The 25,407-nt window shown below is 59.1% G+C and carries 21 protein-coding genes and 1 riboswitch; of the genes, 15 read left to right on the top strand and 6 right to left on the bottom strand.

Features of this window, described 5'->3' with window-relative positions; translation table 11 throughout:
- Window positions 1-54: 54 nt before the first annotated feature.
- The 5 genes from AD928_RS07440 (at window position 55) to folE (ending at window position 4,925) form a co-directional block, all read left to right on the top strand.
- Window positions 55-1,170, top strand: coding sequence for an aromatic ring-hydroxylating oxygenase subunit alpha (locus AD928_RS07440; protein ID WP_062249506.1), 1,116 nt, complete (start codon window positions 55-57; stop codon window positions 1,168-1,170).
- Window positions 1,163-2,152, top strand: a complete 990-nt coding sequence (locus AD928_RS07435; RefSeq protein ID WP_062249504.1) for a bifunctional GNAT family N-acetyltransferase/(deoxy)nucleoside triphosphate pyrophosphohydrolase — start codon at window positions 1,163-1,165, stop codon at window positions 2,150-2,152. Before AD928_RS07440 ends, AD928_RS07435 begins: the two co-directional genes overlap by 8 nt.
- A gap of 109 nt (window positions 2,153-2,261) precedes the next feature.
- A riboswitch (SAM riboswitch) is annotated at window positions 2,262-2,341 on the top strand.
- 64 nt (window positions 2,342-2,405) lie between these two features.
- The gene (gene metZ, locus AD928_RS07430; RefSeq protein ID WP_062249520.1) at window positions 2,406-3,614 is read left to right on the top strand and encodes an O-succinylhomoserine sulfhydrylase; all 1,209 of its coding nucleotides are present in this window, start codon (window positions 2,406-2,408) and stop codon (window positions 3,612-3,614) included.
- Between the two features lie 177 nt (window positions 3,615-3,791).
- Complete coding sequence (gene apaG / locus AD928_RS07425) at window positions 3,792-4,265, top strand: Co2+/Mg2+ efflux protein ApaG (RefSeq protein WP_043550495.1); 474 nt, start codon at window positions 3,792-3,794, stop codon at window positions 4,263-4,265.
- Window positions 4,266-4,316: 51 nt separating this feature from the next.
- Complete coding sequence (folE, locus tag AD928_RS07420) at window positions 4,317-4,925, top strand: GTP cyclohydrolase I FolE (RefSeq protein WP_043550493.1); 609 nt, start codon at window positions 4,317-4,319, stop codon at window positions 4,923-4,925.
- Between the two features lie 91 nt (window positions 4,926-5,016).
- Here the strand turns inward: folE and AD928_RS07415 are convergent, their stop codons facing one another.
- From AD928_RS07415 to moaB, 3 genes are all read right to left on the bottom strand, one after another.
- On the bottom strand, window positions 5,017-5,685 hold the full coding sequence (locus AD928_RS07415; protein ID WP_062249502.1) for a POTRA domain-containing protein: 669 nt from the start codon (window positions 5,683-5,685) through the stop codon (window positions 5,017-5,019).
- A gap of 64 nt (window positions 5,686-5,749) precedes the next feature.
- Window positions 5,750-6,328, bottom strand: a complete 579-nt coding sequence (locus tag AD928_RS07410; protein ID WP_043550492.1) for a DJ-1/PfpI family protein — start codon at window positions 6,326-6,328, stop codon at window positions 5,750-5,752.
- A complete protein-coding gene (moaB, locus tag AD928_RS07405; protein ID WP_061492181.1) occupies window positions 6,321-6,875 on the bottom strand; it encodes a molybdenum cofactor biosynthesis protein B in 555 nt (184 codons plus the stop codon). The genes AD928_RS07410 and moaB overlap by 8 nt, the downstream gene beginning before the upstream one ends.
- 192 nt (window positions 6,876-7,067) lie before the next feature.
- Between moaB and AD928_RS07400 the strand changes: the two genes are divergently transcribed.
- Window positions 7,068-8,528: a carbohydrate porin gene (locus AD928_RS07400; RefSeq protein ID WP_082779803.1), complete on the top strand. Its 1,461-nt coding sequence runs from the start codon at window positions 7,068-7,070 to the stop codon at window positions 8,526-8,528.
- Here the strand turns inward: AD928_RS07400 and AD928_RS07395 are convergent.
- Entirely contained in the window at window positions 8,512-11,304 is a 2,793-nt protein-coding gene (locus tag AD928_RS07395) for an AAA family ATPase (protein ID WP_062249499.1), read from the bottom strand. The genes AD928_RS07400 and AD928_RS07395 overlap by 17 nt on opposite strands.
- Entirely contained in the window at window positions 11,301-12,455 is a 1,155-nt protein-coding gene (locus AD928_RS07390; RefSeq protein WP_062249497.1) for a metallophosphoesterase family protein, read from the bottom strand. Before AD928_RS07390 ends, AD928_RS07395 begins: the two co-directional genes overlap by 4 nt.
- 261 nt (window positions 12,456-12,716) lie before the next feature.
- Between AD928_RS07390 and AD928_RS07380 the strand changes: the two genes are divergently transcribed.
- The 3 genes from AD928_RS07380 to AD928_RS07370 are packed head-to-tail and all read left to right on the top strand — an operon-like array spanning window position 12,717 to window position 15,982.
- The gene (locus AD928_RS07380; protein WP_062249492.1) at window positions 12,717-14,801 is read left to right on the top strand and encodes an FUSC family protein; all 2,085 of its coding nucleotides are present in this window, start codon (window positions 12,717-12,719) and stop codon (window positions 14,799-14,801) included.
- A gap of 2 nt (window positions 14,802-14,803) precedes the next feature.
- Window positions 14,804-15,004 carry a DUF1656 domain-containing protein gene (locus AD928_RS07375; protein ID WP_043550706.1) on the top strand — a complete coding sequence of 67 codons (201 nt, stop codon included), beginning with the start codon at window positions 14,804-14,806 and terminating at the stop codon, window positions 15,002-15,004.
- A gap of 15 nt (window positions 15,005-15,019) precedes the next feature.
- Complete coding sequence (locus AD928_RS07370; RefSeq protein ID WP_062249490.1) at window positions 15,020-15,982, top strand: HlyD family secretion protein; 963 nt, start codon at window positions 15,020-15,022, stop codon at window positions 15,980-15,982.
- Here AD928_RS07370 and AD928_RS07365 read toward each other — a convergent pair.
- Entirely contained in the window at window positions 15,979-16,626 is a 648-nt protein-coding gene (locus AD928_RS07365) for a hypothetical protein (RefSeq protein WP_156470140.1), read from the bottom strand. The genes AD928_RS07370 and AD928_RS07365 overlap by 4 nt on opposite strands.
- 63 nt (window positions 16,627-16,689) lie before the next feature.
- On the opposite strand from AD928_RS07365, the gene AD928_RS07360 reads away from it, so the two are divergent.
- The 6 genes from AD928_RS07360 (at window position 16,690) to AD928_RS07335 (ending at window position 25,404) form a co-directional block, all read left to right on the top strand.
- Complete coding sequence (locus tag AD928_RS07360; protein WP_062249488.1) at window positions 16,690-17,532, top strand: hypothetical protein; 843 nt, start codon at window positions 16,690-16,692, stop codon at window positions 17,530-17,532.
- A 162-nt stretch (window positions 17,533-17,694) separates the two neighbouring features.
- Window positions 17,695-21,045: an efflux RND transporter permease subunit gene (locus AD928_RS07355; protein ID WP_062249486.1), complete on the top strand. Its 3,351-nt coding sequence runs from the start codon at window positions 17,695-17,697 to the stop codon at window positions 21,043-21,045.
- Between the two features lie 103 nt (window positions 21,046-21,148).
- Window positions 21,149-21,388 carry a DUF3297 family protein gene (locus AD928_RS07350; RefSeq protein ID WP_043550482.1) on the top strand — a complete coding sequence of 80 codons (240 nt, stop codon included), beginning with the start codon at window positions 21,149-21,151 and terminating at the stop codon, window positions 21,386-21,388.
- Between the two features lie 109 nt (window positions 21,389-21,497).
- A complete protein-coding gene (locus AD928_RS07345) occupies window positions 21,498-22,757 on the top strand; it encodes an NAD(P)/FAD-dependent oxidoreductase (protein WP_062249483.1) in 1,260 nt (419 codons plus the stop codon).
- Between the two features lie 157 nt (window positions 22,758-22,914).
- On the top strand, window positions 22,915-24,390 hold the full coding sequence (locus AD928_RS07340) for a sugar porter family MFS transporter (protein ID WP_062249481.1): 1,476 nt from the start codon (window positions 22,915-22,917) through the stop codon (window positions 24,388-24,390).
- A gap of 3 nt (window positions 24,391-24,393) precedes the next feature.
- Window positions 24,394-25,404, top strand: a complete 1,011-nt coding sequence (locus AD928_RS07335) for a Gfo/Idh/MocA family protein (protein WP_062249479.1) — start codon at window positions 24,394-24,396, stop codon at window positions 25,402-25,404.
- Window positions 25,405-25,407: the final 3 nt, after the last annotated feature.

The raw sequence follows: 25,407 nt of genomic DNA, 5'->3' as shown, positions 1-25,407 counted from the left end.
CTAATCGGCAGTGTCAGGATGACGCGGCCCCGAACGTCATGACATAGAGGCAAGATGGACCAGACCGTTCAGACCGACACACCAGACGATACACCCTCTTTTGGCGCGGGGCATAACACCACCACCGGTACGGATCTGCGGCGCATCCGCTCTAATCCGGACTTCTGGTATCCGGTTGCGTGGTCCAAAGAACTCAAGCCGGGCAAGACCATCGGCACGCGCTATGCAGGGACGCCCATCGCTCTGGTGCGCCCCACGGAAGGCGCAATTTTTGCGCTGGAAGACCGCTGTGCACACCGACAGGTGCCGCTCAGCAAAGGCAAGGTCTGCGGTCAGTCCGTCCAGTGCTGCTATCATGGCTGGGCCTATGGCCGCTCTGGTCGCTGCATTGATGTGCCCTATCTGGGCAAGGGCAAGCTGCCCAACGGTGTGCGGACCTTCCCCTGCCGTGAGCAGGATGGCCTGATTTTCATCTTCCCCGGAGACCCGGACAAAGCGGATTCCGTGCCGCTGGCCCCGCGTCTGGCCCGTGTGGGAGACCCGGCCTACAAGACCCGCTTCTTCGGGCAGGAAGTAAAGTGCCACTACAGCTTCATGCATGAGAACCTGATGGATATGAACCATCAGTTCATGCACATGAAGCAGATGGGCCAGATGCGCCCGCGCTTTCTGGGCCAGAAACGTAAAGCCGGTCTGGTGGAAGCCCGCTATTCCTTCGCCCGGACCAGCGGCAAGCAGCCGCTGGGTGAAGCTCTGATTTTTGGTGAACGCCGCGATTCCTCGGAAAAATTCCAGCATCGTGACGTCATGACCATCCGCACGGAATATCCGTATCAGACCCTGCGCATCCAGACGGGGGATGAAGACCCGGTGATGGATCTGTGGATCGTCTACGTCCCGCAGGATGCGGAAGAACTGACCAACCGGACCTTTGGCCTGTTGTCCGTCAAGCGCCCCAAGCTGCCGGGCGTTCTGGAACTGGCATGGCCGTTCCTTGTTGCCTTTACCGAGCGGATTTTTGCGGAAGACCGTGAAATTGTGGAACTGGAACAGAACGCATGGCGTGAGCTGGGCGGTGACCACAATGTGGAAGTCTTCCCCGTGATTAACGCCCTGCGTGCCCTTCTGGCAGAATGCGGTGTTCCCGCCGCACCGGCTGTGAATGCCTGAGATCACGTCTCTGGTTCTGGAGGCGCCGCCCTACCGGCTGCGCCCTCTGCTGCCTGATGATGCCCCTGCGCTCCACAATCTGGTCAATGACTGGGAAGTGGTGCGCATGCTCAGCCGCCTGCCCTTCCCCTACCCGCGGGAACTGGCGGATGACTGGATTGCGTCTACGCTCTCCATGCATCGGGCCAGAGAAGGTTGTCATTTTGCCATTCTGGATGAGAACGACACCTTTGTGGGCTGCGTAGGCCTGCGTGTGCAAACAGTGCCGCAGGTTGGGCGCGTTGGCATGCTGGGTTACTGGATAGGCCGCACGTACTGGGGCCGGGGCATTGCCACCCTTGCTGCAGGCCGTCTGGCCCGCTGGGCGCTGGCCAATCTGGACATTACCTGCCTGCGCGCCACGGTTGCGGATGATAATGCCGCCTCCGCCCGTGTGCTTGAACATATCGGGTTCCGGGCCATTGGCACGGACAAACAGATGTTTGTGGCCCGTGGGAAAGACCACCCCGTGCGGGTGTTTGAAGCCACGCGCGATGATCTCGATACGCCTGCCGGCCCGCAGGCGGACGGTATCGCTGCTCCCCGCAAGCTTGTTCTTGTGTCTGCCGCCGCGCTGATTGACGCGCAGGGGCGTATTCTGCTGGCCAAACGGCCGGAGGGGAAAAGTCTCGCAGGCCTGTGGGAATTTCCCGGCGGGAAAGTCGAACCCGGAGAAACGCCGGAAGTCGCGCTGATGCGGGAACTGGAAGAGGAACTGGGGCTGGATGTCTCCCGCGCCTGCCTCGCCCCGTTTACCTTCGCATCACACTCCTACAAGGGGTTTGATCTGCTGATGCCGCTTTATCTGTGCCGCCGCTGGGCCGGAACACCGACCCCGAAGGAAGGCCAGACACTGGCATGGGTAAAACCGGAAGACCTGCATGATTACCCCATGCCGGACGCGGATATTCCCTTTGTGCCGCTCCTGCAGGAATTGCTGTAAACTACGCCCTGCCCTGCTGCATAGCTGAGGCCGCAGCCCGGCGGGTGGGTAGACGCTTGACGAACAGAACATGCCTCCGCATAACGAAATGCTTGCGGTGTGTTAAAGCACGCTAAGACCTCGTGATTTGTCCGGCCGGCTTGCGGCGAGGTAAAATAAACGCGCTAAAGAGGCCATGGCGACGCTGTGCCGACGCCACGGTTTCCACGGTCACACTGCGCTGTATGACAGCAAAAGAACCGGATACCTCATGATGAGTGACAGCAAGACATCCTCTTCCCAAAACTGGCGCCCCGCCACCCGCCTGTTGCATGCGGGCCTGGAACGCACCGAATATGGTGAAACCAGCGAGGCGCTTTTCCTGACATCCGGCTTTGTTTACGAAAACGCTGAACAGGCCGCTAAAACCTTTACCGGTGAAATCTCCCACTATCAGTACAGCCGCTTTGCCAACCCCACGGTTGCAGCGCTGGAACGCCGTCTGGCGGATCTGGAAGGGGCAGAAGCCTGTGTGGCCACGTCCACCGGCATGGGCGCTGTGTCTTCCGCCCTGCTGTCTCAGGTCAAAGCCGGGGATCGCGTTGTAGCCTCCCGCGCGCTGTTTGGCTCCTGTCACTGGATTGTGGCCAACCTGCTGCCGCAATACGGCGTGGAAACAGTCTTTGTAGACGGGGGTGACCTTGCTGCATGGGATGAAGCCTTTAGCAAACCGACCGCTGCCGTGCTGCTAGAAAGCCCCTCCAACCCCATGCTGGATGTGCTGGACCTCGCCGCCATTGCAGAGCGCGCCCACAAGGCCGGCGCACTGGTGATTGTCGATAACGTCTTCGCCTCCCCCCTCTACCAGAAGCCGCTGGAACTGGGTGCCGACGTAGTGGTGTATTCCTGTACCAAGCATATCGATGGGCAGGGCCGCGTTCTGGGTGGTGCCGTGCTGGGCAAGGAAGACTGGATTAAAGAAACGCTCCAGCCGTTCGTGCGCAATACCGGTAACGCGCTCTCCCCCTTCAACGCATGGGTCATGCTCAAAGGGCTGGAAACTCTCGCCCTGCGCGTGGAAGCCATGACGCGCAACGCCGCAGCCGTGGCGGACTATCTGGCCTCTGCGCCCGGTATCGTCAGCGTGCGTTATCCGGGCCGCAAGGACCATCCGCAGTATGACCTCGCCCAGCGCCAGATGACGGCCGGCGGCACCATGGTCGCGTTTGAAGTGGACGGCGGGCAGGACGGCGCATTTGCGTTCATGAACGCTCTGAAGCTCATCGCCATCTCCAACAATCTGGGCGATGCGCGCTCCCTCGTCACCCACCCGGCCACCACCACGCACATGAAAATTGGTGCGGAAGAACGGGCCAAACTGGGCATTTCCGACGGGGCTATCCGCTTCTCCGTCGGGCTGGAAGACAGCGCCGATCTGATTGATGACCTTGCCCGTGGCGTGGCAGCTCTCGCCAAAAGCTAACGCCTGACCGCCGCCTGTCTGCTTTGTGCCGGAACAGCAACAGACCAGACAGGCGGCTTCCCTTATCCAATCGCTTCGTGATACTGCCAGCGGACTGTGCCTTGACGTCTGCCTTACGGGATGCCCCGGATGGCATGAAACCGGCCATGTTATTCTTATGCAGGAGCAGAACACCCCATGCCTGACTGGCCGGACTCACCGCCCATGTCCCCCGATCATGATGACGCCCTGAGCGAGCTCTTCGCTTCAGCGCCGATGTATGAAGCCGTGACGGACGATATGCGTGTCTGCGTGCAGGTATTCTGGCTCCCCGAACAGTCGGAACCGGACGAGGATGTCTATTGCTGGGTGTATCGCATCCGCATTGAAAATGGCGGCACGGCCCCCATCCAGCTGAAGGAACGCACCTGGCAGATTACCGATGGCGCTGGCCGCACGGAATATGTGCATGGTGAAGGCGTTGTGGGCGAACAGCCGGTCATCCGCCCGCAGAACGGGTTTGACTACACCTCCGGCGTCTCCCTCACCACGGCAGGCGGCTTTATGCGCGGGTCTTACCAGATGTGGAATGTCAATTCCGGCAAACGGTTTGATATCGCCATTCCGGCTTTCAGCCTTGATAGCCCGTTCCAGTTCCGCCAGATCCATTAACCCGAACTGGCCATGACCGCTTCATCATCATGCAGACCGCAGGAGAATGGCATGAGCGACCCTCTGCCCAAGACTGACCGCCCCACCCGTGAAGAGGCGGAAGACGCCATCCGCACCATGCTCCGCTGGGCCGGGGAAAATCCGGACCGTGAAGGCCTGCATGATACGCCTGCCCGCGTCACCCGCGCCTATGAAGAGTTTTTTGAGGGCTACGCGATTGACCCCAAAACACTTCTGGAACGCACATTTTCCGAAGTTGAAGGCTATGATGAAATCGTGCTGCTGCGCGATATTCGCTTTGAAAGCCACTGCGAACACCATCTGGCCCCCATTATTGGCCGCGCGCACGTCGCCTATCTGCCGCGCCAGCGCGTAGTCGGCATTTCCAAACTGGCACGCGTGGTGGATGCCTATGCCCGCCGCATGCAGATTCAGGAACGGCTGACGGCCCAGATTGCCAACACCATTAATGATGTTTTGCAGCCGCACGGCACAGCCGTCATTATTGAATCCAGCCATGAATGCATGACGACCCGTGGCGTGCATCGCCCCGGCGTTTCCATGGTCACCAGCCAGATGCTGGGCGTGTTCCGCACCAATTCTGATACACGGCGGGAACTGCTGGCCATGCTCAACCGCCCGGGTGCGAGCGAATACTAAGACGACCTGCCCCCGCACAAACGGGGGCATAGACCCAAACAGGCGGCGCTGAGTTTTAGCTCAGAACCGCCTGCATAGGGCCTTCAGAGACTTAATCGTTGGCTTTTTCCGTCAGGTGATAAGTCAGCGTCACGCGCTCATCCTTATGCGGCGCATGGCTTTCCGGCACGATGGTCACGCCGATATTCTTCTTCACATACAAAGCCTGAATGGCTTTTTCATCAGCCAGCACGGTTGCAGGCGTAACCTGTTCGCCCGGCTGACGATGCACGGCCTCTTTCAGCGCTGAGGTTGAGACGTGCAGATTGCCGTCAAACCCGAGGCTTTCCAGCACCAGCGGCTTTTGGAAATCTGCGGGGCCACCTGTTTCTTCAATGGCCCATCCTACCTTCACCCTTTTGCCGTCCAGGCTGAGGCTCTGGTGGAATTTTCCGCCAATATTCTGCTGCTGGTACAGCTTCATGATGTCCTGCAGACCCTGCGTGATCTGCGCCTGCGTGACCATGCTGCCAACATGGAACGGCACCACAGCCATAATAGCCTCGGTGCTGACCCGCTTGTTCCCGGAAACCTTGATGTCTTCTACCTTAACCGGCGTGTTGAGGGTCGGCAGTTTGACGTCCGGATGCATGTTCGGCGCAGGGCTTGGGGCATCATTCGGCGGGAGGGAGGTCGCCTGCTGTGCCCATGCTGCGGCTGGCGGCATGGCACAGGCCAGACTGAGAACCGCAGGGATAAAATGGGCAGTAAGACGTCTCATAAGAGGCTCCATCCTGTTGAACACAATCCTCTATGATGCACAACGGGAGGAGCCTGCCAATGCACTATATTGTCACAGTCGCGCCCAGCACGCTGAGGAACTGCGCCAGCCACGCCGGGTGAGCAGGCCAGGCCGGGGCTGTCACCAGCTCTCCGTCCGTCACGGCGTCTGTCACCGCAATATCGGCGTAGGTGGCACCAGCCATTTCCACTTCCGGGCGGCAGGCGGGGTAAGCGGAGACCGTGCGGCCCTTGATGATATCCGCCGCAGCCAGCAGCTGCGCACCGTGGCAGATGGCAGCCAGAGGCCGGTCTGCAAAGGCTTTGACAATCTCGATCACCCGCGGGTGCATGCGCAGATGTTCCGGCGCACGACCACCGGGGATGATCAGGCCGATATAATCGTCCGTATCAATCTCATCGAACGTCGCATTGAGCTGGAAGGCATGCCCGGGCTTTTCGCTGTAGGTCTGCGCACCTTCAAAATCATGGATGGCGGTCAGAACCTTGTCCCCCGCCTTCTTGCCGGGGCTGACCACATCCACTTTGTAGCCCACCATCAGCAGCGCCTGATACGGCACCATGATCTCGTAATCTTCCACATAATCGCCTGCCAGCATCAGCAGTCTGACGTCTTCAGTCATGGGAATGATCCTCCTTCAATCCTTCACGCAACCGGGGCATGAGCTCCACAAAGTTACAGGGGCGATGGCGGCTGTCGAGCTGGAACACAAGAATGTCATCCCAGCCGTCTTTGACCGCCCCGGTTGAACCGGGCAGCGCAAACAGGTATGTTCCGTCCGCAACACCTGCGACAGCGCGGGACTGAATGGTGGACGTGCCGATCTTGCGGTAGGACAGCATTCTGAACAATTCGCCAAAGCCTTCGATGCGCTTTTCAAGCACACAGTCAAAGGCTTCCGGCGTCACGTCGCGCCCGGTTACACCGGTGCCGCCATTCGTGATCACCACATCAACCAGAGGGTCTTTTATCCAGCTCTTAAGCTGTTCCGTTATCTGTTTGACATCGTCCCGCACAATCGTGCGGTCTGCCAGCACATGGCCCGCCTGCTCGATGCGGGAAACCAGAGCCTGACCCGATGTATCTGTCTCAAGCGTGCGGGAATCCGATACGGTCATTACCGCGATACGCACCGGCAGGAAGGGGCGGTTTGTGTCTATTTTTGTCATAAATGGAATTCATCATCTGCCGCCGCATGCGTCAACGCATTCCGGGCAGCGCTGTGCTGGCGGCTGTCGCTAAAATACCACCCAACAGGCCGAAAGACCCAAGAGAGTGAAAAAAGTTTTAGACATTATGGTGCCGCTTTGAAACAATATGAACACTCGCCTCATGCATCCTCAACAAAAACAAAAAGAAAAATGACAAGATTTTCATCCGGCTTCTCTTTCCTTTGCGCACTCTCTTTTGCCTGTTGCCTGACCCCAGCTTTCTCCTCAAAAGCATCAGCGCAGTTGCTGACGGGCGGGAACAGTGCTGCCGGCCTGTGGCCCAGTCTGGAAGCCAATAATGAGGCTAACCCGGTGGAAGACCCCGGCCCGATGTTTTCAGCGCCCTATGGGAAAAACCACTTTTTTGGGGACTGGTGGGGCGCGCAGCCCTGGCTGCTGGACCACGGCATCCACGTTCTGGCTGACGTGCATGAGGAACTGGCCGGGAACTTCCGTGGCGGCATGCGGCAGGGTGTGACCAACGCCGGGCAGGTCGGCGTGGAGCTGGATGTGGACTGGGGGAAGCTGACTGACCTCAATCTGCTTAAAGGCTTCTGGTCACACATGATGGTGGTAAACGGCCACGGCCAGAACCTGAGCACCCAGTATATCGGGGATTCGATTGGCGGCGTGCAGCAGATTTACGGTGCCCGAGGCAACGTGGTGGCCCATCTTGTCTATCTGTATGGCGAAAAGTCGTTCCTGAATAACCATCTGGATATCAGCGCAGGCTGGATTCCAGTGGGCAGCTTCTTCGCGGCCTCTCCGCTGTTCTGTATGTATATGAACGTGGCTGTCTGCGGGAACCCCGCCCCGAACAAATACACGGAAGGCAACCGTGACTGGCCATCAGGCAACCTTGGTGCCGTGGCCCGCGTCATGCCCACCAATGATACCTACATTATGGCCGGCCTGTTTGCCGTCTCCCCCCACGCTTTTAACGGCGGCATTTCCGGCTGGGCGTGGGCGCAGGATGGTCTGGGCAAATTCTCCACCCCGGTGGAAATCGGCTGGATGCCCTCCTTCGGCAAAAACCATCTGGTGGGCCATTATAAGGCTGGCTACAGCTACGATAATTCCAAATACAAAGACCTGTATGAGGACATTAATGGCAACGCCTGGGTGCAGACTGGTCAGCCAGCCCGTTACCATGCAGGCCGCGCCAGCGCATGGCTACAGGCTGACCAGATGCTGGTCCGTAATGGGGAAGGCCCGACCAACGGCCTGATTGCCATGGGCGGCTATATGTGGACTGACGGCAAGACCACCGCCATGTCCCACCATCTGTGGGGTGGCCTGCTGGAAACGGGTAAGCCCTGGGGCCGCCCGAATGACAGCATCGGCATGATGTATCAGTGGATGAAAATGAGCCGCACCGTAGCGCTCCAGCAGGAAGCGTCCGTCATTGCCGGGCAGGACTTCCAGTCCAACCAGTGGGGACAGGTCTGGGGCATTCAGTCGCATGAAAACGTCTACGAATTCTTCTACAACGCGCATGTGGCGAACGGCCTGACCCTTCAGCCGGATTTCCAGTATATCAACCGCCCCGGCGCCACCACGACGTTCCATGACGCCGCCGTGATGGCCCTTCAGTTCAACGTCGTTCTGTAATCTGCGGGATGGGCCGCAGGCTGAGAGGCCTGCCGCCCAGTCTGGCAAAAGCTTCCGCGCGGCAAGTCAGCACAAGAATCTGGAACCGCGTGGCCGCATCGGCCAGCACATCGAACATCAGTTCCAGCCGCTGAGAATCTGAAAAACTCAGCGCGTCATCCAGTACCAGAATGGCGGGCGACTGGCGGGCATGCAGCAGTTCTGCAAAGCCCAGACGCACCAGCACAGCAATCTGCTCCCGCGTTCCATCCGACAACCTGCCAAATTCTTCCGCCGTCCGCCGCGTCAGGCCGCACAGACCAAACCCGGTATCCATCTCAAGAGACGCCCCGGGAAACACCGTGGAAAATGCGGGCTGGAGAGTACGCACAAGCGGGGCGAGATAGCGTTCGGTCTGCGTTTTTTCCGCATCGCTCAGGGTCTGATCGAGCAAGGCCAAAGCGGCACGCTCCCGCTCATACCCTTCACAGTCCAGCTTGAGGCGGGAGGCGGTGCGTCCGGCCTCGGCGATTTTCTCATCCAGCCCGTCGCCCTCGGCCACGCGCACGCGGGTTTCCCGTTCCTTGATCTCCTCACGCAGGCGCGCAATGGAGGTGCGGGCGTTCTCCAGCGCCTGCTCCCGCCGCATAATGCGGGTTTCCACAACGGAGAGAGGCTGCTCCGTCTCTCGCCCGGCCTTGAGCGCCTGCACGTGCGCTTCTGCCTGCGCCTGAGCCTGCGCGGTCTCTGCTGCACGCGCTGCGAGAGCGTCATCGCTTTCCCGCGCTGCACTCACGGCGAGTTCGCGCCCGACCTGATCTCGTTCCGTCTGCTTCTGCCGAAGTTCCGCCTCTGCTTTGTCCTGAAGGTTTTGGGCCGCGTTATAGGCTGCCTGCTCCGTGCGCTCCCTCTGCCGGGCTTCGTCTGCGACGCGGGCGGCGCGCTCTTCTTCCTGCCGGGCCTTTTGCTGCAACGCCTGCAAGGTCGCTTCCGTCTGGTCTGTTTGCACGCCGCCTTCAGCCTCTGGGCTGCAAACAGTTTCTGTCGCGATCTGAGCTGCACGGCCTTCTGGTGCCCCGGCCAACGCCGACGACTGGCAATCCTGCTCGAAAGCCGCCTGCTCCCGTTCCAGAGCGGCAACCTGGTCACTCAAATCCTGCCGTAACGTCGCCAGAGCCTCGAACAAGGTCGCGTCGCGCTCATCCCGCGCTGAGGGCAGAGAGGCTACAAAGGCCGCACGCGCTTCCGCCACACGGGTTTCGGCTTGTCGCCGTTCTTCAAACAGGGTTTCGGCGTGCTCAGCACTCTGGCATCCGGCGGAGTGCAGGACGGACTGAAGCTGTTGCCGGGCCGTATCTGCGGCCGCCAGAGCCTCATCATGATCTTTGACAGCTGGTGTAATGCGGAACTGGCCAATGCCTTCCACCTGCACGTCTGCTGCCTGTGTGAGAACCATCTCACCCTGCGGACAGGCAGCCCCATCCAGCAGCACACGACCAGCCGCTTCGGGCTGTAAGGTCACAGTCAAACGGGTTGCGCGGGCATTCAGCGCGGCCTGAGCGGCATCCTGTTCCCGCACAGCTTTTCGCACGCGGCGGATTAGCCCTTCATCAACCTGCAAGGCCGCCAGCACCGCACGGGCCTGTTCCAGCCGCATGCAGGCCGCCTCGGCCCGGTGCAGTGTCTGTTTGCTTCGGTCCAGTGCGGCGCGCTGCTGCAAGACGGTAGCTCGGCGAGAAACCGCCAGCAACGCCTGCCGTGCGGCCTGCTGCTGCTGTTCCGCCTGCTCTCGCTGCGTTCGGCTTTCTTCGTAACGCTGACGGGCCTGTGCCGTCCGCAGTGTGAGGGCTTGCAGATCATGCTGCATTTCAGCCGCGTCACGCTCCAGCTTACGCTGGCTCTCCCGCCGTTCCTGCCGTCGCTCCTGTTCATCGCAGATGCTGTTGCGGGTGTGCGTCACTGTGGCGAGGGCCGCTCTGGCGGCCTGCTCTTCCGCATCCGCAACCCGCAGCTTGTCCCGCAACTGGCGCAAAGCCAGAAGTTCGGCCTCATCCTGTGCTTTGCGTTCCGGGTCTTCCTGCTCACGCAAGGCCCGGCGCGCCTGATCCAGCGCCGCCAGATCCTCTTCCAGCGCGGCCCGCCGGTTTTGGAGATCTTGCAAACACGCCTGCGCCTGCACTTCCTGCTCCAGCGCCTGCTTGTATTTGCCTGTTGGCTGGCCGCTTTTTGCTGTCTGGAGCAGATGCAGCCGGTCCCGCACACGGCTCAGCACGGCACTGGCCGCAGCCCCGCCGGTCGCATGGTCCACCCCATGTTCCAGACAACTGCGCAGACTGTCCTGCCCGGTCTGGTTCAGGTCCGGTTGCGCAAAGCTTTCTCCCTGCCCCACCAGCAGCGCGCTCCACAGGCCTGCCGCCTCGCCCTTGCTGGCTTCTTCCAGCCCCAGAAGGTTACGGAGCGCCTCTTCTGCCTGATCACCCTCAAACCGTTCTGCCCCTAGCATCAGACGGGTGAAAGCCTTGGAGATGAACTGCTTTTCCAGGTGGCAGTCCATGCCCTTCCATGTGAAAGACACCGCCACATGCGGCGCCCCGCCACCATAAGGCTGAAGATCCTTGACGGGCTTAGCCTTGGAGCTGGACCGCACCATCAGGACCGCCTTCAGCGCGGCCAGCAAGGTTGATTTCCCGGCCTCGTTCGGGGCGGACAACACATTCAGCCCCGGCCCCAGTCCATCCAGACGCACCGGGGACGCAAAGCGCCGAAAGCCTTCAATCTGTAAATCTGTCAGGATCATCCTGCCTGCGCTCCCATCTCCTGCCAGAACAGAAAAAGCCGTTGCAGGGCTTCCGAGGCCAGTTGCCCCTCCGCCCCGCCTGCCTCTGACTGCGCCAGCAGGTGCTCGGCAGCGGCGCGCACGGCCCCACCGGAGCCAAATCGATCCAGATCATCCAGCCCGGCGGAAAGCTGTGGCGCTCCCGTCAGGCGCAAGCAGGCGACGGCCCCGCTCAGGCGCTTCAGGATATTGCTTTCATAAAGGGCCATATCGTCCACCGAGAGCAGGCCAGACACTGCTGCCCAGACCAGCACTGCCCCCGGGTTATCTGGCGCAATGCTGCGGATACGGGCATCCAGCGCCAGAATATCCTGCTCGGATGTCAGCACCACATCATCCAGCTTCTTCCATGTGTAGCGGCCAGTTCTATGGCGTTTAATCTCTGGTTCCGCCCGAGGCCCGTGCAGCGTGACAACCACGGCCTCACCCCCGCCACCACCGCCACCACCGCCTGTGGTAAAGCGGTCCGTCTCCGGTGTGCCGGAATAAATCGTGCGGGCATCAATCTGACAAAAGCCGTGCCAGTCTCCCAGCGCCAGATAAGCCAAGCCTGCCCGTCTGGCCCGGTCCAGCGCCACGGGGTTGTGTTCAGACTCAACCTCACCACCAAACCCAACCACAGAGCCATGCGCCAGACCAATTCGCAGGGCATCTGGCGGGGTTTCGGCCTCGTCCATATAGGCCGTCAGATCGGTCAGAACGTGGCGGCGCTTAAGCACGGCGGGCAGCGCCCACGCATTATGTGCTGTATCAATCAGAATCGGCCCGGGCTCCCGATGCACCGTCACATTTTCCGGCAGACCGCTGCGGGCCAGACGCGCCCAGACGCCTTCCGGCTGATCGGCATCATGGTTACCGGGGATCAGATGCCACTGGATGTCTGCAAAGTCGCGCATCCGTTCGATGGGCTGATGCAGGGTGCGCTCCGCTGGCGTCTCATGTTCGTACACATCCCCCGCCACCAGCACATGCGCAGCACCTTCCTGCCGTGCCAGCAGGCCGAGCCTTCGGATGACTTCCAGCCGTTCTGCCTGCAACGCGCCGAGCGTATCGTCGTCAGCAAAACGGAACGTCCGGCCAATCTGCCAGTCTGAGGTATGGATAAATTTCATAAAGGTCGCAGTTTTGAGAGGGTGTGCCTTAATTCAGCACATCCTGCCGTGGCATCATACCCATGCAGCCCACCCAAAGGCTGGCCTTTTTCCCATGCCCGCATTTTATGCAACCCGGCTCAGCGTATAAAAAATCCCCCATTGAATTATATTTTATTTTAATAGACTTCTGATTTTTGGGATTCGGCACAGTTACGGTCCGTGCCACCCGACTCTGCATGACCCAGACTGACCTCTTGAGCGGCAAGGACGACGGAAAGGATGAGCCTCAACACCCCAGCCGCCTCGCCTATCAGATTCTGGAAGGGCCTCCGCCCGGCACTCCCCGCCTCCATCTTTCCGCCCGGCTGGTTTCTGTTCTGCCTGCGGACATGGCTTTCCGCTGTGCTGGCCCTGAGCACCGCATTCTGGTTGCAGCTTTCTTCCCCCGGCTCTGCCGCCGTTACGGTGATGATTCTGGCCCAACCCCTGCGCGGGCAAGTGCTCTCCAAGGCCGTCTACCGTTTAATGGGCACCATGGTGGGGGCGTTTGTCGCGCTGTTTCTCACCGCCTGCTTTAATCAGGATCGTGTGGTGTTTCTGGGCGGTGTAGGGCTTTGGCTCACTCTGTGCACCATTGTCGGCACGCTGGAAAAGGACTTCCGCGCCTATGCAGCGATGCTTTCAGGCTACACTGTGGCCATTGTGGGCATTAGCTGCATTGATAATCCGGGCTCTATTTTTGATGTCACGGTCAACCGTGTCTCGGCCATTGTGGTGGGCATTGCCGCCACGGCAGCGGTTAATGATATTTTCGGCTCCCCCACCGCTTGGGAAAAACTGGCCAGCAACCTGCATCGCGTGGCCAACATGGTGCAGCGTATCAGCCGCGATGCCATGGCCGGACACGGCATTCCCGACGATATGGCCTGCACAGGGCTGGCGGGCGAGATTATTGCGCTGACCTCTCAGGTTTCCTTCGCCAAAACCGAATTGCCAGATGCCAGTGTGCGGCTGGCAGGGGCCCGCTCCGCCATGGTGGCCTTGCTGGAAATGCTCAGTTGCAGCCGGGCCATTGCCGCAGTGCTACGCAAGGGCGAAATTTCCGGCCCGGTGCTGAACCAGATCCGCAGCGCCTTCGGGGATGGCACTCCCGTTGCTTCCCCCCGTCAGGCCGTGTGGGATCTGGAAGATCTGGCGAAGGAAGCCCATGCGGAAGAACTGGACCGCGGCCCGACACTGGATGAAGCCTGGCTGATTGAGCGCTCCATGGCGCTCCTGTCCGATGCCCGCTGGGCTGCGGATGGCATTGACGCTTTTGAAAACGGCAAGCGTGCCCGCACACAGGCCCCGGAACTGAAAATCGAGCAGCATCAGGATGTGATTGCTGCCCTACTGGCCGGTCTGCGCACCCTCACCGGGTTTTCCGTTGCGGCCGGGCTGTGCATCATCTCCGATATTCCCGCGACCTATACAGCCCTCTCACAGGTGGCCGTTATCCTCACGCTGGCCGCCACCACCTATAATGCCCGCGGCTTTGGCATGGGCGCGCTGATCGGTACCCCTCTGGCAATCGTCGTTGCCGCAATTCTGAACTTTGGCATTCTTCCGCACGGGGCGGACATGCCGTTTCTGGCCATGGTCATCATCCCCGTTATTTTTGGGGGCTGCCTGCTGTTGATGAACCCCAAGACGGCCACGATCGGCTTTAATGCCGGGGTGTTCTTCTTCGTCATTCTGGGTGTCGCCAACCAGCAGAACTATGAGCCTTCGGCCTTTATTGACCGGAACGTGCTGTATCTGTTTGCTGCAATTGTCATCTTCATCTCACTGGTGCTGCTTCTGCCTCCATCGGCCAACCGCCGGCGCTTCCGTGTAGCGATTACCATTGGGCATGATCTGCGGCTCCAGCTTGAAGGCCACGGGGAACAGGCAGGTTCCGCGCTCATCAGCCGCCATTACGACCGGCTGTGCAAAATTCTCGACTGGAACAGTTACCTCCCGAACACGAAATCCAAGGTCCGCGTGTTCAACCGGCTGTCCAGTCTGGATGAGTTGAATGTCGAACTGGCCCGCGCGCGCCGCCATCTGCAACGCGCCGCCACCATCCCGGCCATCCGGGCCGATGCTGAGGCGGCGTTCCGTTCCACAGTCGTCTACAACATCAACTCCGCTCTGTACCGCATGCGCAAACATGCCCGTATCCTGCTCGATCACGCCATCACCCTGCCGCATGGTGAGATGGCAACAGCGCTGGCAGCCGTTTCCGGCATGGTAGGAGCCATCCGGTTGCTGGAGCATAACCGCTCAGCCCTCCAGATTTACGACATCATTCCCCTGCCCGATCAGCAATGGAAGGCCTTCTGACCATGGAGCTTCGCGCTGTTCTGGATATTGATGGCCTGCTGGTGTCCTCTTTTCTGGTCCATGCGGGTCTGGCCGTTGTCACGCTGCTGGTGCTCAACCCCATTTTAGCAAAAGTGGGTGCCCGCCGGGTGATCTGGAACCTGCCTCTGGCTGAATTCGGGCTGTTTGTCTGCCTGATCGGCCTCTACACCATTCTCTTGTAAAAGGATTGTCCAACCGTGTTTGAACGCGCCCGCCGCGCCCTGCAGTTTGTCACGACGGGGACAATTCTCGCCATTGCCGGCATTGTCGGTCTCGTCTTGTGGGACTACTACACCGCAGCACCCTGGACCCGGAACGGGCAGGTCCGTGTGCAGGTGGCCGATATTGCGCCGCGTGTGTCCGGCCAGATTATTGCCGTGCGGGTCAGGGACAACCAGTTTGTCCACGCCGGGGATATTCTCTACGAAATCGACCCCTTTGACTTCAAGGTCGCCGTCGCCTCCGCCACCGCCCGCGTGAATGAACGGCAGGCCGATATGGTGCTGAAAGACACACAGGAAAGCCGCCGGAATAAACTGACAGAAGTTGCCGCCTCACGCGAGGAAAAGCAGGTCTATCAGGCCACGGCAGACATGGCCAAAGCCCAGTATGGGGAAGCCATGGCGGCTCTCTCTCAGGCCAAGATCAATCTGGACCGTACGTTTGTCCGCAGCACAGTGACTGGCTACGTCACCAACCTGATCATGCGGGTGGGTGATTACGCGACGGCAGGCAAATCCAATGTGCAGATCATTGATGCCTCATCCTACTGGGTGGATGGCTATTTTGAAGAAACCAAAATCCGCTCCATCCATGTGGGGGACCGCGTGCGGATGGATCTGATGGGCTTCCGGGAACCCATGTGGGGCCATGTCATCAGCGTGACCCGCGGTATTGCGACCCCCAACGCCACGCCCTCTACACAGGGCCTGCCCTCCGTGGACCCGGTTTATACCTGGGTGCGTCTGGCCCAGCGTATCCCGGTCAGAGTGCATATCGACAGCATCCCGCCAGGCACCCAGATTGCCGCTGGCATGACCACCACCGTCACTATTGTCGGCAGCAAGGGCAAGCGCGCGCATGATACGCTGGCAGAAACCTTTGACCGCCTGCATGACGCCCTGATGGGGGGAGCGGGCGGAAGTAGTGTGCGTAATTAAGGAGTAGGAAACGGCAGGGCCAGAGCCTCGCTCAGCACGCGTTCCCAAACCGGTGAGAACTGATCGGACTGGGAATACGGCGCCAAATGGTCGAGATACCCTGCCAGATAGAGTTGCTCCTGCCGGACATGCCCGACCAGGTCCGGGTCTTCCGTATGTCGCACAACTAGCAAACGAGCTGGCCCATAGGGCTCTATAGCTTGCGCAAGCTCTTCCGCCACATCATGCGGCACATTGTCGTTACGCTTGCAGACAAGAATAACGGAGGGATCGGCCAGACGCTGAAAGAATTTTCCGACCAGGTAATCCACCTTCTCTTTTTCGTTTTTGTAAATTTCCCGCCGTACCTCTTCAGTTTCGACCCACTGGAGATTTTTTGAAAACATCTTTGTATGGAAGAAAAATCCATACTTGGAATCAGACACCATATTATCCCAGGAAGGCGAGAGGTTTTCAAAGGCATACAGCTCTTCAAACCGATTCTGCAGGGCCTTTATCACGCCTTCCGGAGAGGAAAGAACCCACCGCAACAAGCCGCCGCTTTCATCCCCGTGGGCTCTTTTTACAAAGCCAAACTCACAATTATCCCCAATATTCTCAAATCGCTCTGTATTCATGAGTCTCTTTTCCAAGATCGTGGTCATTTCGTGCATCGTTCATGTCATACTTGGCCAACCGGACGAATTAAAGGCAGCACGATACCTTCCTTGCTTTTCCATTCCTGTAACTGGACGCTAGGGCTGGCTGCTGGCACAAATGGGTTCATGTATGCCCAGTTCCCTTTCCTTCCTCGCGTCGTGCTGGCTGCGGTCTGTTTCCTCCTCTCCATGACCGGTGGCTATGCTGAAGCCGCGCCAACGTTATTAGTCCACACGCTCTGCCTACAAAGCCTTCACCTCGTCAGCAATGGCAAGCTGGCCGAAGCGGCACACGTTGAAGACGGAGCACCGCTGGACATTAGCCTCACGACCGCAGCCAATGGTGCCGTCACCCTTACCCAGACCACCTGTACCAACAGCGGCACTCTGACGGTCTCTGTCCGGCCCGACATCAGCCTGACCATTGACGACGCAGGCACGACGAACATCACAGTGGCAGACCGCACCGGCCCCACCTTTATTCATGCAGGCAGCGGCACCCTGACTCTGGGCAAAACCGGAGAGCTAGGGCTGTTCTCTGATTCCTCAGGCCCCATCACCATTTCAACGCTGGCTGAATCCGCGCGTATCCGGTCGGAAAAGAGCGCCCCTGTCACCATTAATACGGTCGCCGCCCCGGCTCTGGCTTTGTATCTTGGAGGGAGCGCCAGCTTCACGGCCAATGCCGGTCAGCTCAAGGCTCTGGAAATTACGTCCAGCAGCACGGGAGACGCCGTTTTTCATGGTGTCACGGAGGTTGGCATGTTCCATGTTGAGCAGAGCGGAGGGATCAGTGTTGACAAAGTCACAGGTCCACTGGCAACGGAACGAGACGGAAGCGGAAAGATTATCAGTGATGCCGCAGCTCCCCCACCGCTGACCCGGGCAGACCGGGCTAACGTCCTGCCCTAAGGCGGAACGTGCCCTTCCTGCGGTTCCGCAGGGCGGTTTTCGGGGTGTTGGGCCTCTCTGCCCGGTTGAGACATACCGAATATCAATCTTTTGGTGCTTCGTTTAATGCCACGCTGGCCCTACCCATCCGCCAGCTTTGATCCTGGGTAAGGAAGACCGCTTTTGTCCATCTGCCGGCTTTTTATCATGCGTCCCGTCGGCACTATTCTGATGGCCATGGCTTTTGTTCTGGCGGGCATTTTTGCCTATCGCGCCATGCCGGTAGCCGACCTGCCCAACATCTCCGTGCCTGTCATCTATGTTGTGGCCTCTCAGCCCGGCAGCTCTCCGCAGCAGATGGCGAGCTCGCTCACCACACCGCTTGAACGCCATCTGGGCCAGATTGCCGGTTTGACCAGCATGCGCTCCGATTCAACGGACACCAGCGCTTTCATCCTGATGTTTTTTGACAACAGCCGGGACATCAACGGCGCGGCGCGTGATGTAGAGGCCGCCTTGCAGGCTGCACGGGCAGACATGCCGCATACGCTGCTGATGCCGCCGCAATATTACAAGGCCAACCCGTCTGACAGCCCGATCATGCTGGCGACAATGACATCCCCCACCCGCTCCCCCACGGCCCTGCGGGATCTGGCGGAAACCCGGCTGAAGCCCCTGCTGGGAGGGGTAAAGGGTGTTGGCTGGGTGGAAATGGTCGGGGCATCCAAACCCGCCGTGCGCGTGGAGATGAACCCCATGATGCTGTATAAATACGGCATCGGATTTGAGGACGTGCGTTCCGCACTCGCCTCCGCCAACGCCAACACCCCCAAAGGTTTTCTGGATTCCGGCGGCCAGCGCCTGACACTGGAAACAAACGACCAGGCCCGCACGGCAAACGAGTATCGGGACCTTGTCATCGGCTACCGCAATGGCCGCCCCGTACGCCTGACGGACGTCGCCATTGTACGGGATGGCCCGCAGGATGAGCGCAAGGCCGCATGGTATAATGAAAAGCCCGCTATCATCACCATCATCCGCCCGCAGCCCGGCGCGAATGTGATTGAAGTCACGAACGCCATCCGGGCCCGTGCGGACATTCTGGCCAATGCGCTGCCAGCGGATGTGGAGTTCAAACTGGTTTCTGACCGCTCGGTATCCATCCGTGGCGCGCTGGAAGACACGCAATATACGCTGGTCATTTCCGTCGTGCTGGTCGTGCTTGTGGTGCTGGCGTTTCTGCGCAGCTGGCGGTCCACACTCATTCCGGCCATTACCGTGCCCATTTCTCTGGCAGGCTCTCTGGGTGTGATGCACCTGATGGGCTTCTCGCTCGATACCCTGTCCCTCATGGCGCTGACCATTGCCACCGGCTTTGTGGTGGATGATGCCATTGTGGTGGTGGAAAATATTGCCCGCCATATGGAAGCTGGCATGGAGCGGATGGAAGCCACCCTGCTTGGCTCGCGCGAGATTGCGTTTACCATTCTCTCCATCACCATTTCACTGATTGCAGTCTTTCTGCCGCTCCTGCTGCTGGGTGGTATTCCGGGCAAGATCTTCTTTGAATTTGCGATGACGCTGACCACAGCCGTCTCCGTCTCGTTCTTTCTGTCCATCTCGCTCACGCCCATGATGTGCGCCTACATGCTGGAAATCCATCATGAGCCGGACCCAAATGCCCCGCCGCCCAAAAAAGGGGTGTTCACGCATGCGGCTCATCTGCTGGCGGATGGCACAGACAAGGCACTGGAATGGCTGGTTCGTGGGTATGAACGCTCTCTGAACTGGGCGCTGCGTCACCCCTGGCTGATTTTCTGCTCCCTGCCCGCCAGCTTTTTTGCGACCATTGGCATTCTGATTGTCATGTCCAAAACCGTGCTGCCTGCGGAAGATATTTCTCTGCTGGAAAGCTATCTGAGCTCCGACCAGACCAGCTCCTTCGCTGCCATGTCCGGCAAGACGAAAGAGGTCATCAAAGCCATGATGGTGGACCATGATGTCAGCGATGTTCTGGGCTTTGCCGGGGAAGATGCCGCCAATGAATCTCAGGTCTTCGCTCAGCTGACAGACAAGGCGGGGCGCAGCTCCACCCCGGAACAGATTGCGGCCCGTGTGCGGGAACGCGTGAAAAATATTCCGGGCATGACCGCCAGTATTTCCAACGCCGGGGACATCAACGGTGGCGGCGGACGCCAGCACGAGGGCACGTATCAATATATCTTCCAGAGTGACAACGCTGAAGATATTTACACGTGGGTGCCACGCATTACCGAAGCCCTGCGCAAAAGCAAGGTGATTGTTGGCGTCAACAGCCATCTGTCCGGCAATGGCACAGCCATGCATGTGCGCATCCAGCGTGATACGGCGGCGCGTTATCTCGTCACGCCGCAGCTGATTGGGAATGCGCTGTATGATGCCTACGGGCAGCGCACCGCCTCCGCCATCTCCACACCGCTGACGACCTATTATGTGGTGATGGAAGTGGAAAAGCAGTTCCGGGAAAATCCGGACATGCTCAAAACCCTCTGGGTTTCCACCGCAGGCGGCACAGCAGCGGGGGCCACGGCATCCAACACGGTACGTGTGGTCAAACCTTCGGATGCTACGGAATCCAGAGAGGCCTCACTCAGCCAGCAGTCCTTCCGTAACGCTATTGCCAACCGTCTGGCGGGCGGTGGCGCAGGTGCCTCCAACGGCTCTGCTGTGTCCTCCTCCTCTGAGACCATGGTGCCGCTCCCCACCGTGGCAACGCTGGAGACGGCCCCGACCCCGCTTCAGGTGAGCCATGAAAACGGATTCATTTCCGGGTCCATCGCGTTTGACCTCGCCGCCGGAAAATCTCTGGGCGATGCCACGGCGGAAATTCAACGCGCCATGCTCAGCCTGCACACGCCCCAGAGCCTGCGTGGCGATTTTTCCGGTCAGGCCGGGGATATGCAGAAAGACCTGATTAACGAGCTTCTGGTGTTCATCGCCGCGATCCTGACGATGTATGTCACGCTCGGCATTCTGTACGAGAGCTACATCCAGCCGCTGACCATTCTCTCCACCCTGCCCTCCGCTGCCGTGGGCGCAGTGCTAACGCTGTGGATCTGTCAGGAACCGTTCTCTCTCATCGCCATGATCAGCGTGATTCTGCTGATTGGCATTGTGAAGAAAAACGCCATCCTGATGATCGACTTCGCGCTTCATGTGGAGCGGGAGCAGAACCTTCCGCCGGAAGAAGCCATCCGCACCGCCTGCCTGACGCGCTTCCGCCCGATCCTGATGACCACACTGGCCGCAGCCTTTGGTGCGGTGCCGCTGGTCTTTGGCCACGGCTATGGTTCGGAACTGCGTCGCCCGCTGGGCATTGCCGTTATTGGCGGGCTGGCCACCAGTCAGTTGCTCACCCTGTATTCCACCCCGGTGATTTATCTGTTCATGCACCGGCTGGGCCGCTGGGTACAGCGGAAAGGATCTGCAATTGGGGCCAGGTTGCGCTTCACGCGGACCGACTCATCAGACGCCACGCCCTCCCACACGCCCTGAGCAGGGTGACGGGAGCGCCCGCCTGAGAGGGCGATAGGCATTCCGGCCAAAACTCGCTAAGAAAACAGCGTTTAAGACCCTTATCTGCAAGGAATGGTTCATCATGACCGATACCACCGTCCCCGATCGCCTGTCCGTTAATCCGGCCAGCCCGTATTTTAATGAAGCCCTGCTGGAACGCGGCGTTGGCATTCGCTTTAAGGGCGTAGAGAAAACCAACGTGGAAGAATACTGCATCAGCGAAGGCTGGGTGCGCGTAGCCGTTGGCAAAACAGTTGACCGCAATGGCAACCCGCTGACCATGAAGCTGCAGGGCCCGGTGGAGGCATGGATTAAAGACTAACCTGCGCTACAAACATGCCTCCCCAATAATTAATGACTTTATTAAATTATTGATGTTTGGGATACTGCACTCATCAATCGGATGTGAACACGTCTCAGGGAGAGCATGAATGGCCCAGTCTGAAACCGGGAAAACCCCGGATCTCCGCTACACAGTCGTCATCGTAGGGGGTGGTGCTGCCGGTATTGCGGTGGCCGCCCGCCTGCTGCATGAGCGGCCGACACTGGATGTCGCCGTGATTGACCCCTCCACCACCCACGCCTACCAGCCCGGCTGGACGCTGGTGGGTGCCGGGGTCATGACGCTGAAAAGCACGCTGAAGCAGGAAGGCGGGCTGATCCCCAAGGGCTGCATCTGGCTGCGCGCTGCCGTAGACTCCTTCCAGCCGGATGAAAAGCAGGTCACACTGACCGATGGCCGGACGGTGGCTTATAATCGTCTGGTCGTCTGCCCCGGCCTCCAGCTGGACTGGGACAAGATTGAAGGCCTGCCCGAAACACTGGGCCGCAATGGCGTGTGCAGCAACTATTCCAAAGACACGGTGGAATATACCTGGACGTGTATCCAGTCGCTCTCCGGCGGCACGGCTCTGTTCACGCAGCCGCCCATGCCCATCAAATGCGCAGGGGCTCCCCAGAAAATTGCCTATCTGGCCGCTGATTACTGGCGCAAGGAAGGCACGCTGAACCGCACCAACGTGGAATTCTGCCTGGCTGGTGATGCGCTGTTTGGCGTGGCTTACTATCGCCCTGCCCTGCAGCAGGCTGTCGATTATTACGGCATTAACCTGCAGTACAAACACACCCTGATTGCCGTGAACGGCCCGGAACGCAAAGCGACCTTTGCCGTGACAGGCCCGGACGGCAAAACAGAAAATGTGGTCAAAGATTTTGACATGCTGCATGTCACGCCGCCGCAGAGCGCGCCGGACTTTATCAAAAAAAGCCCGCTGGCCAATGCAGGCGGCTGGGTGGATGTTGACCCCTCCACCCTGCGCCACACGAAGTATGACTCCATCTTCGGGCTGGGGGATGTGATTGGCACCTCCAACGCCAAGACCATGGCCGCTGCCCGTGCCCAGACCCCGGTTGTCACGGCAAACCTGCTAGCCTCTCTGGACGGCAAGCCGTTCAGCGGGATTTATGATGGCTATGGCGCCTGCCCGTTGACGGTCGGGTATGGCAAAATTGTTCTGGCGGAATTCCTGTATGGCGGCAAACCCGCCCCAAGCTTCCCCTATGACCAGCGCAAGCCGAGCCGCTTTGCATGGTTCCTCAAAACCACCGTCTTCCCGCGCGTGTATTGGGACATGATGCTCAAAGGCCGAGACATTACCGTGCCGCATCACCCGGAATGGATTAAGCCCTGATATTCGGCTTAATCGGACTCTTAAAAACCCTCGCTTAACAGCGGGGGTTTTTTATTGCCTTTTCACAACACCAGATCCGCACGCCGTTTTTATCGGAACTCACACCGTAACGAACCGTTCGTTGTTGTAAGAGAAACAATAAGAAAGGGCGTTATTCGTGAAAACCGCTGCACCAGAGCCTGCCTCTCAGGTTGACCCGGAAAGCCTGCGGCAGGGCAGACAAAACGCCTTTCTTTTTGCCGGAGCCGCGGGCCTTGCCGGGCTGATGTTTGGGCTGGATACCGGCGTGATTGCCGGAGCCCTGAAATTCATGGGAGCCGAACTCCAGGCGAGTGACCGCGCACAGGAATGGATTGTTTCCTCCCTGATGCTGGGGGCCGCTGCCGGGTCCCTGCTGGCTATCCCGGTTTCAAAACATCGGGGCCGCCGGGGTGCTATGTTTTATGCGGGCCTGCTCTTTCTGATTGGCACAGGTCTCTGTGCACTGGCTCCGTCCATTCCGGTCATGATCGCCGGGCGTATTTTTCTGGGCATAGGCGTGGGGTTCGCCTCCTTTTCAGCGCCTCTTTATATTGCAGAAATTACTGAAAAAAGCCGACGCGGTAAGATGATTTCCATCTACCAGCTCGTCATCACCGGCGGCATGTTGCTGGCTCTTCTCTCAGACAGTCTGCTGTCCTACGGCGGCCACTGGCGCTGGATGCTGGGTATTCTGGCGGTTCCCACTGTTCTCTTTATTCTTGCAACTACGCAGGTTCCGTATTCCCCGCGCTGGCTAGCCATGCAGGGCCGCAAGCATGAAGCACATAGTGTTTTGCAGAAAATACGCGGCTCTAAGCAACAGGCCACGGAAGAACTGAACCGGATTGAACAGAATCTTAAAAAAACCAGTGGCAGTGGGCTGGCTTTGTTAAAATCCTCTCCCGGTTTCAGAAAAACCTTCACGCTGGGCATTCTGCTCCAGATGTTCCAGCAACTGGCTGGCATTAACATCCTACTCTATTACGCCCCGCATATTCTGGAGCATCTGCATTTCTCGGCTCAGGCGGCTGTCTGGTGCACCACTCTCCTCGGGCTGGCCAACATGGTGGCAACCGGCTTTGCTATCCTGCTGATTGACCGCTGGGGCCGCCGCCCGCTGCTGCTGACAAGCACCATTATCGCCACCATCAGCCTGACCCTGTTTGGTTTCCTGCTCTATTCCCATGTAGGGGGCACCTTTGGCAGCGTGGCCGTTGTCACCCTTCTGGTCATTTTCACACTGGGTTTTGCAACGGGTGAAGGTCCTATTCCCTGGACCATGTGCACGGAAATCCAGCCTCTTCAGGGCCGTGGTCTGGCCATTGCCTGCTCGACCTTTGCCAACTGGATTACAAACTGGCTGATCAGCAACGTCTTTTTGTCCGTTATGAGTGTCATTGGGGATTTTGGCGTCTTCTGGACACTGGCTGGTTTTAATGCCGTGTTTTTCCTGATCGGGTATTTTCTGGTGCCGGAAACCAAGGGCTGCTCTCTGGAAGAAATTGAACAGCGTGTGAAGGCAAACGTCCCGCTGCGCGAAATTGGCCAGCCCTTGTCTTCAACATCCTCTTCCACACAGCAGACGGTGCCATTGGGCATGCAGAAAGGATAACTTATGTGCGTGCGTCTTGGCTTTATCGGCACGGGGGATCTGGGCGCTGACCATGTCCGGCGGTGTGCAAACATCATTTCCGGCGCGACCGTTTCTGCACTTTATAATCGCACACAATCCCGCGCTGAGGACGTTGCCCAACAGTTCGCGCCTGAAGCGCAGGTAACGGCCACACCGGAGGAACTGATTGAAAGCCCGCTGGTGGATGCGGTGGTCATTTCTTCCGCCAGCCAGACGCATGAAGACCTTGTTCTCAAAGCCATTCAGGCCGGGAAATACGTGTTCTGTGAAAAACCTCTCGCCACAACTGCAGAGGGGTGTGAGCGCATTCTGCACGCGGAAAGTGCCGCCGGAAAGCGACTGGTGCAGGTCGGGTTCATGCGTGTGTATGATGAAGGGTATCTAAACCTGAAATCCCTGATCGACACAAAAGCGATTGGCACTGTTCTGATGGCCCATGCGGCCCACCGCAACCCAACCTCCGGCCCGCATTACACCCGTGAGATGCTGATGAGTGAAACGCTCATCCATGATGTGAATACATTCCACTGGCTACTGGGCGAAAGCTTTATCGCAGCGCAGGTTCTCTATCCCCGCTCTACCTCCAAAGCTGATGCCGCCTTGCAGGATCCACAGCTCGTGATTCTGGAAACAGAAAGAGGTGTGCTGATTGATGTGGAAGTGTTTGTTAACTGCCAGTTTGGATACGACGTGCAGTGCGCACTGATTGGGGAAAGCGGAGAAATCCGCCTCCCTAAACCCGCGCGGGCTACCCTGCGCCAGAACGGCCAGAACCACACCGCCATCACTATGGGGTGCAAAGAACGGTTTGAAGCCGCCTATGACCGGGAATTGCAGGCGTTTGTGGATGGTGTGGCCGCAGCCAAACTGACTGGCCCGGATAGCTGGGCCGGCTATGTCGCCTCCGCCACCACCGATGCCTGTATCCGGGCGCAGAAAAGTGGAAAAAGGGAAGACATCAGGCTAATCCCGCAGCCTGATGTCTATCGGTAAGAC

Source organism: Acetobacter cerevisiae, assembly GCF_001580535.1.
GTDB classification, from domain to species: Bacteria; Pseudomonadota; Alphaproteobacteria; order Acetobacterales; family Acetobacteraceae; genus Acetobacter; species Acetobacter cerevisiae.
This window is presented reverse-complemented; position numbering and strand designations above follow the sequence as displayed.

Excerpts from the sequence above, each read along its gene's own strand:
- AD928_RS07440 (WP_062249506.1), top strand. The coding sequence starts at position 55 with ATGGACCAGACCGTTCAGACCGACACACCAGACGATACACCCTCTTTT.
- AD928_RS07435 (WP_062249504.1), top strand. The coding sequence starts at position 1,163 with ATGCCTGAGATCACGTCTCTGGTTCTGGAGGCGCCGCCCTACCGGCTG.
- metZ (WP_062249520.1), top strand. The coding sequence starts at position 2,406 with ATGAGTGACAGCAAGACATCCTCTTCCCAAAACTGGCGCCCCGCCACC.
- apaG (WP_043550495.1), top strand. The coding sequence starts at position 3,792 with ATGCCTGACTGGCCGGACTCACCGCCCATGTCCCCCGATCATGATGAC.
- folE (WP_043550493.1), top strand. The coding sequence starts at position 4,317 with ATGAGCGACCCTCTGCCCAAGACTGACCGCCCCACCCGTGAAGAGGCG.
- AD928_RS07415 (WP_062249502.1), bottom strand. The coding sequence starts at position 5,685 with ATGAGACGTCTTACTGCCCATTTTATCCCTGCGGTTCTCAGTCTGGCC.
- AD928_RS07410 (WP_043550492.1), bottom strand. The coding sequence starts at position 6,328 with ATGACTGAAGACGTCAGACTGCTGATGCTGGCAGGCGATTATGTGGAA.
- moaB (WP_061492181.1), bottom strand. The coding sequence starts at position 6,875 with ATGACAAAAATAGACACAAACCGCCCCTTCCTGCCGGTGCGTATCGCG.
- AD928_RS07400 (WP_082779803.1), top strand. The coding sequence starts at position 7,068 with ATGACAAGATTTTCATCCGGCTTCTCTTTCCTTTGCGCACTCTCTTTT.
- AD928_RS07395 (WP_062249499.1), bottom strand. The coding sequence starts at position 11,304 with ATGATCCTGACAGATTTACAGATTGAAGGCTTTCGGCGCTTTGCGTCC.
- AD928_RS07390 (WP_062249497.1), bottom strand. The coding sequence starts at position 12,455 with ATGAAATTTATCCATACCTCAGACTGGCAGATTGGCCGGACGTTCCGT.
- AD928_RS07380 (WP_062249492.1), top strand. The coding sequence starts at position 12,717 with ATGAGCCTCAACACCCCAGCCGCCTCGCCTATCAGATTCTGGAAGGGC.
- AD928_RS07375 (WP_043550706.1), top strand. The coding sequence starts at position 14,804 with ATGGAGCTTCGCGCTGTTCTGGATATTGATGGCCTGCTGGTGTCCTCT.
- AD928_RS07365 (WP_156470140.1), bottom strand. The coding sequence starts at position 16,626 with ATGACCACGATCTTGGAAAAGAGACTCATGAATACAGAGCGATTTGAG.
- AD928_RS07350 (WP_043550482.1), top strand. The coding sequence starts at position 21,149 with ATGACCGATACCACCGTCCCCGATCGCCTGTCCGTTAATCCGGCCAGC.
- AD928_RS07345 (WP_062249483.1), top strand. The coding sequence starts at position 21,498 with ATGGCCCAGTCTGAAACCGGGAAAACCCCGGATCTCCGCTACACAGTC.
- AD928_RS07335 (WP_062249479.1), top strand. The coding sequence starts at position 24,394 with ATGTGCGTGCGTCTTGGCTTTATCGGCACGGGGGATCTGGGCGCTGAC.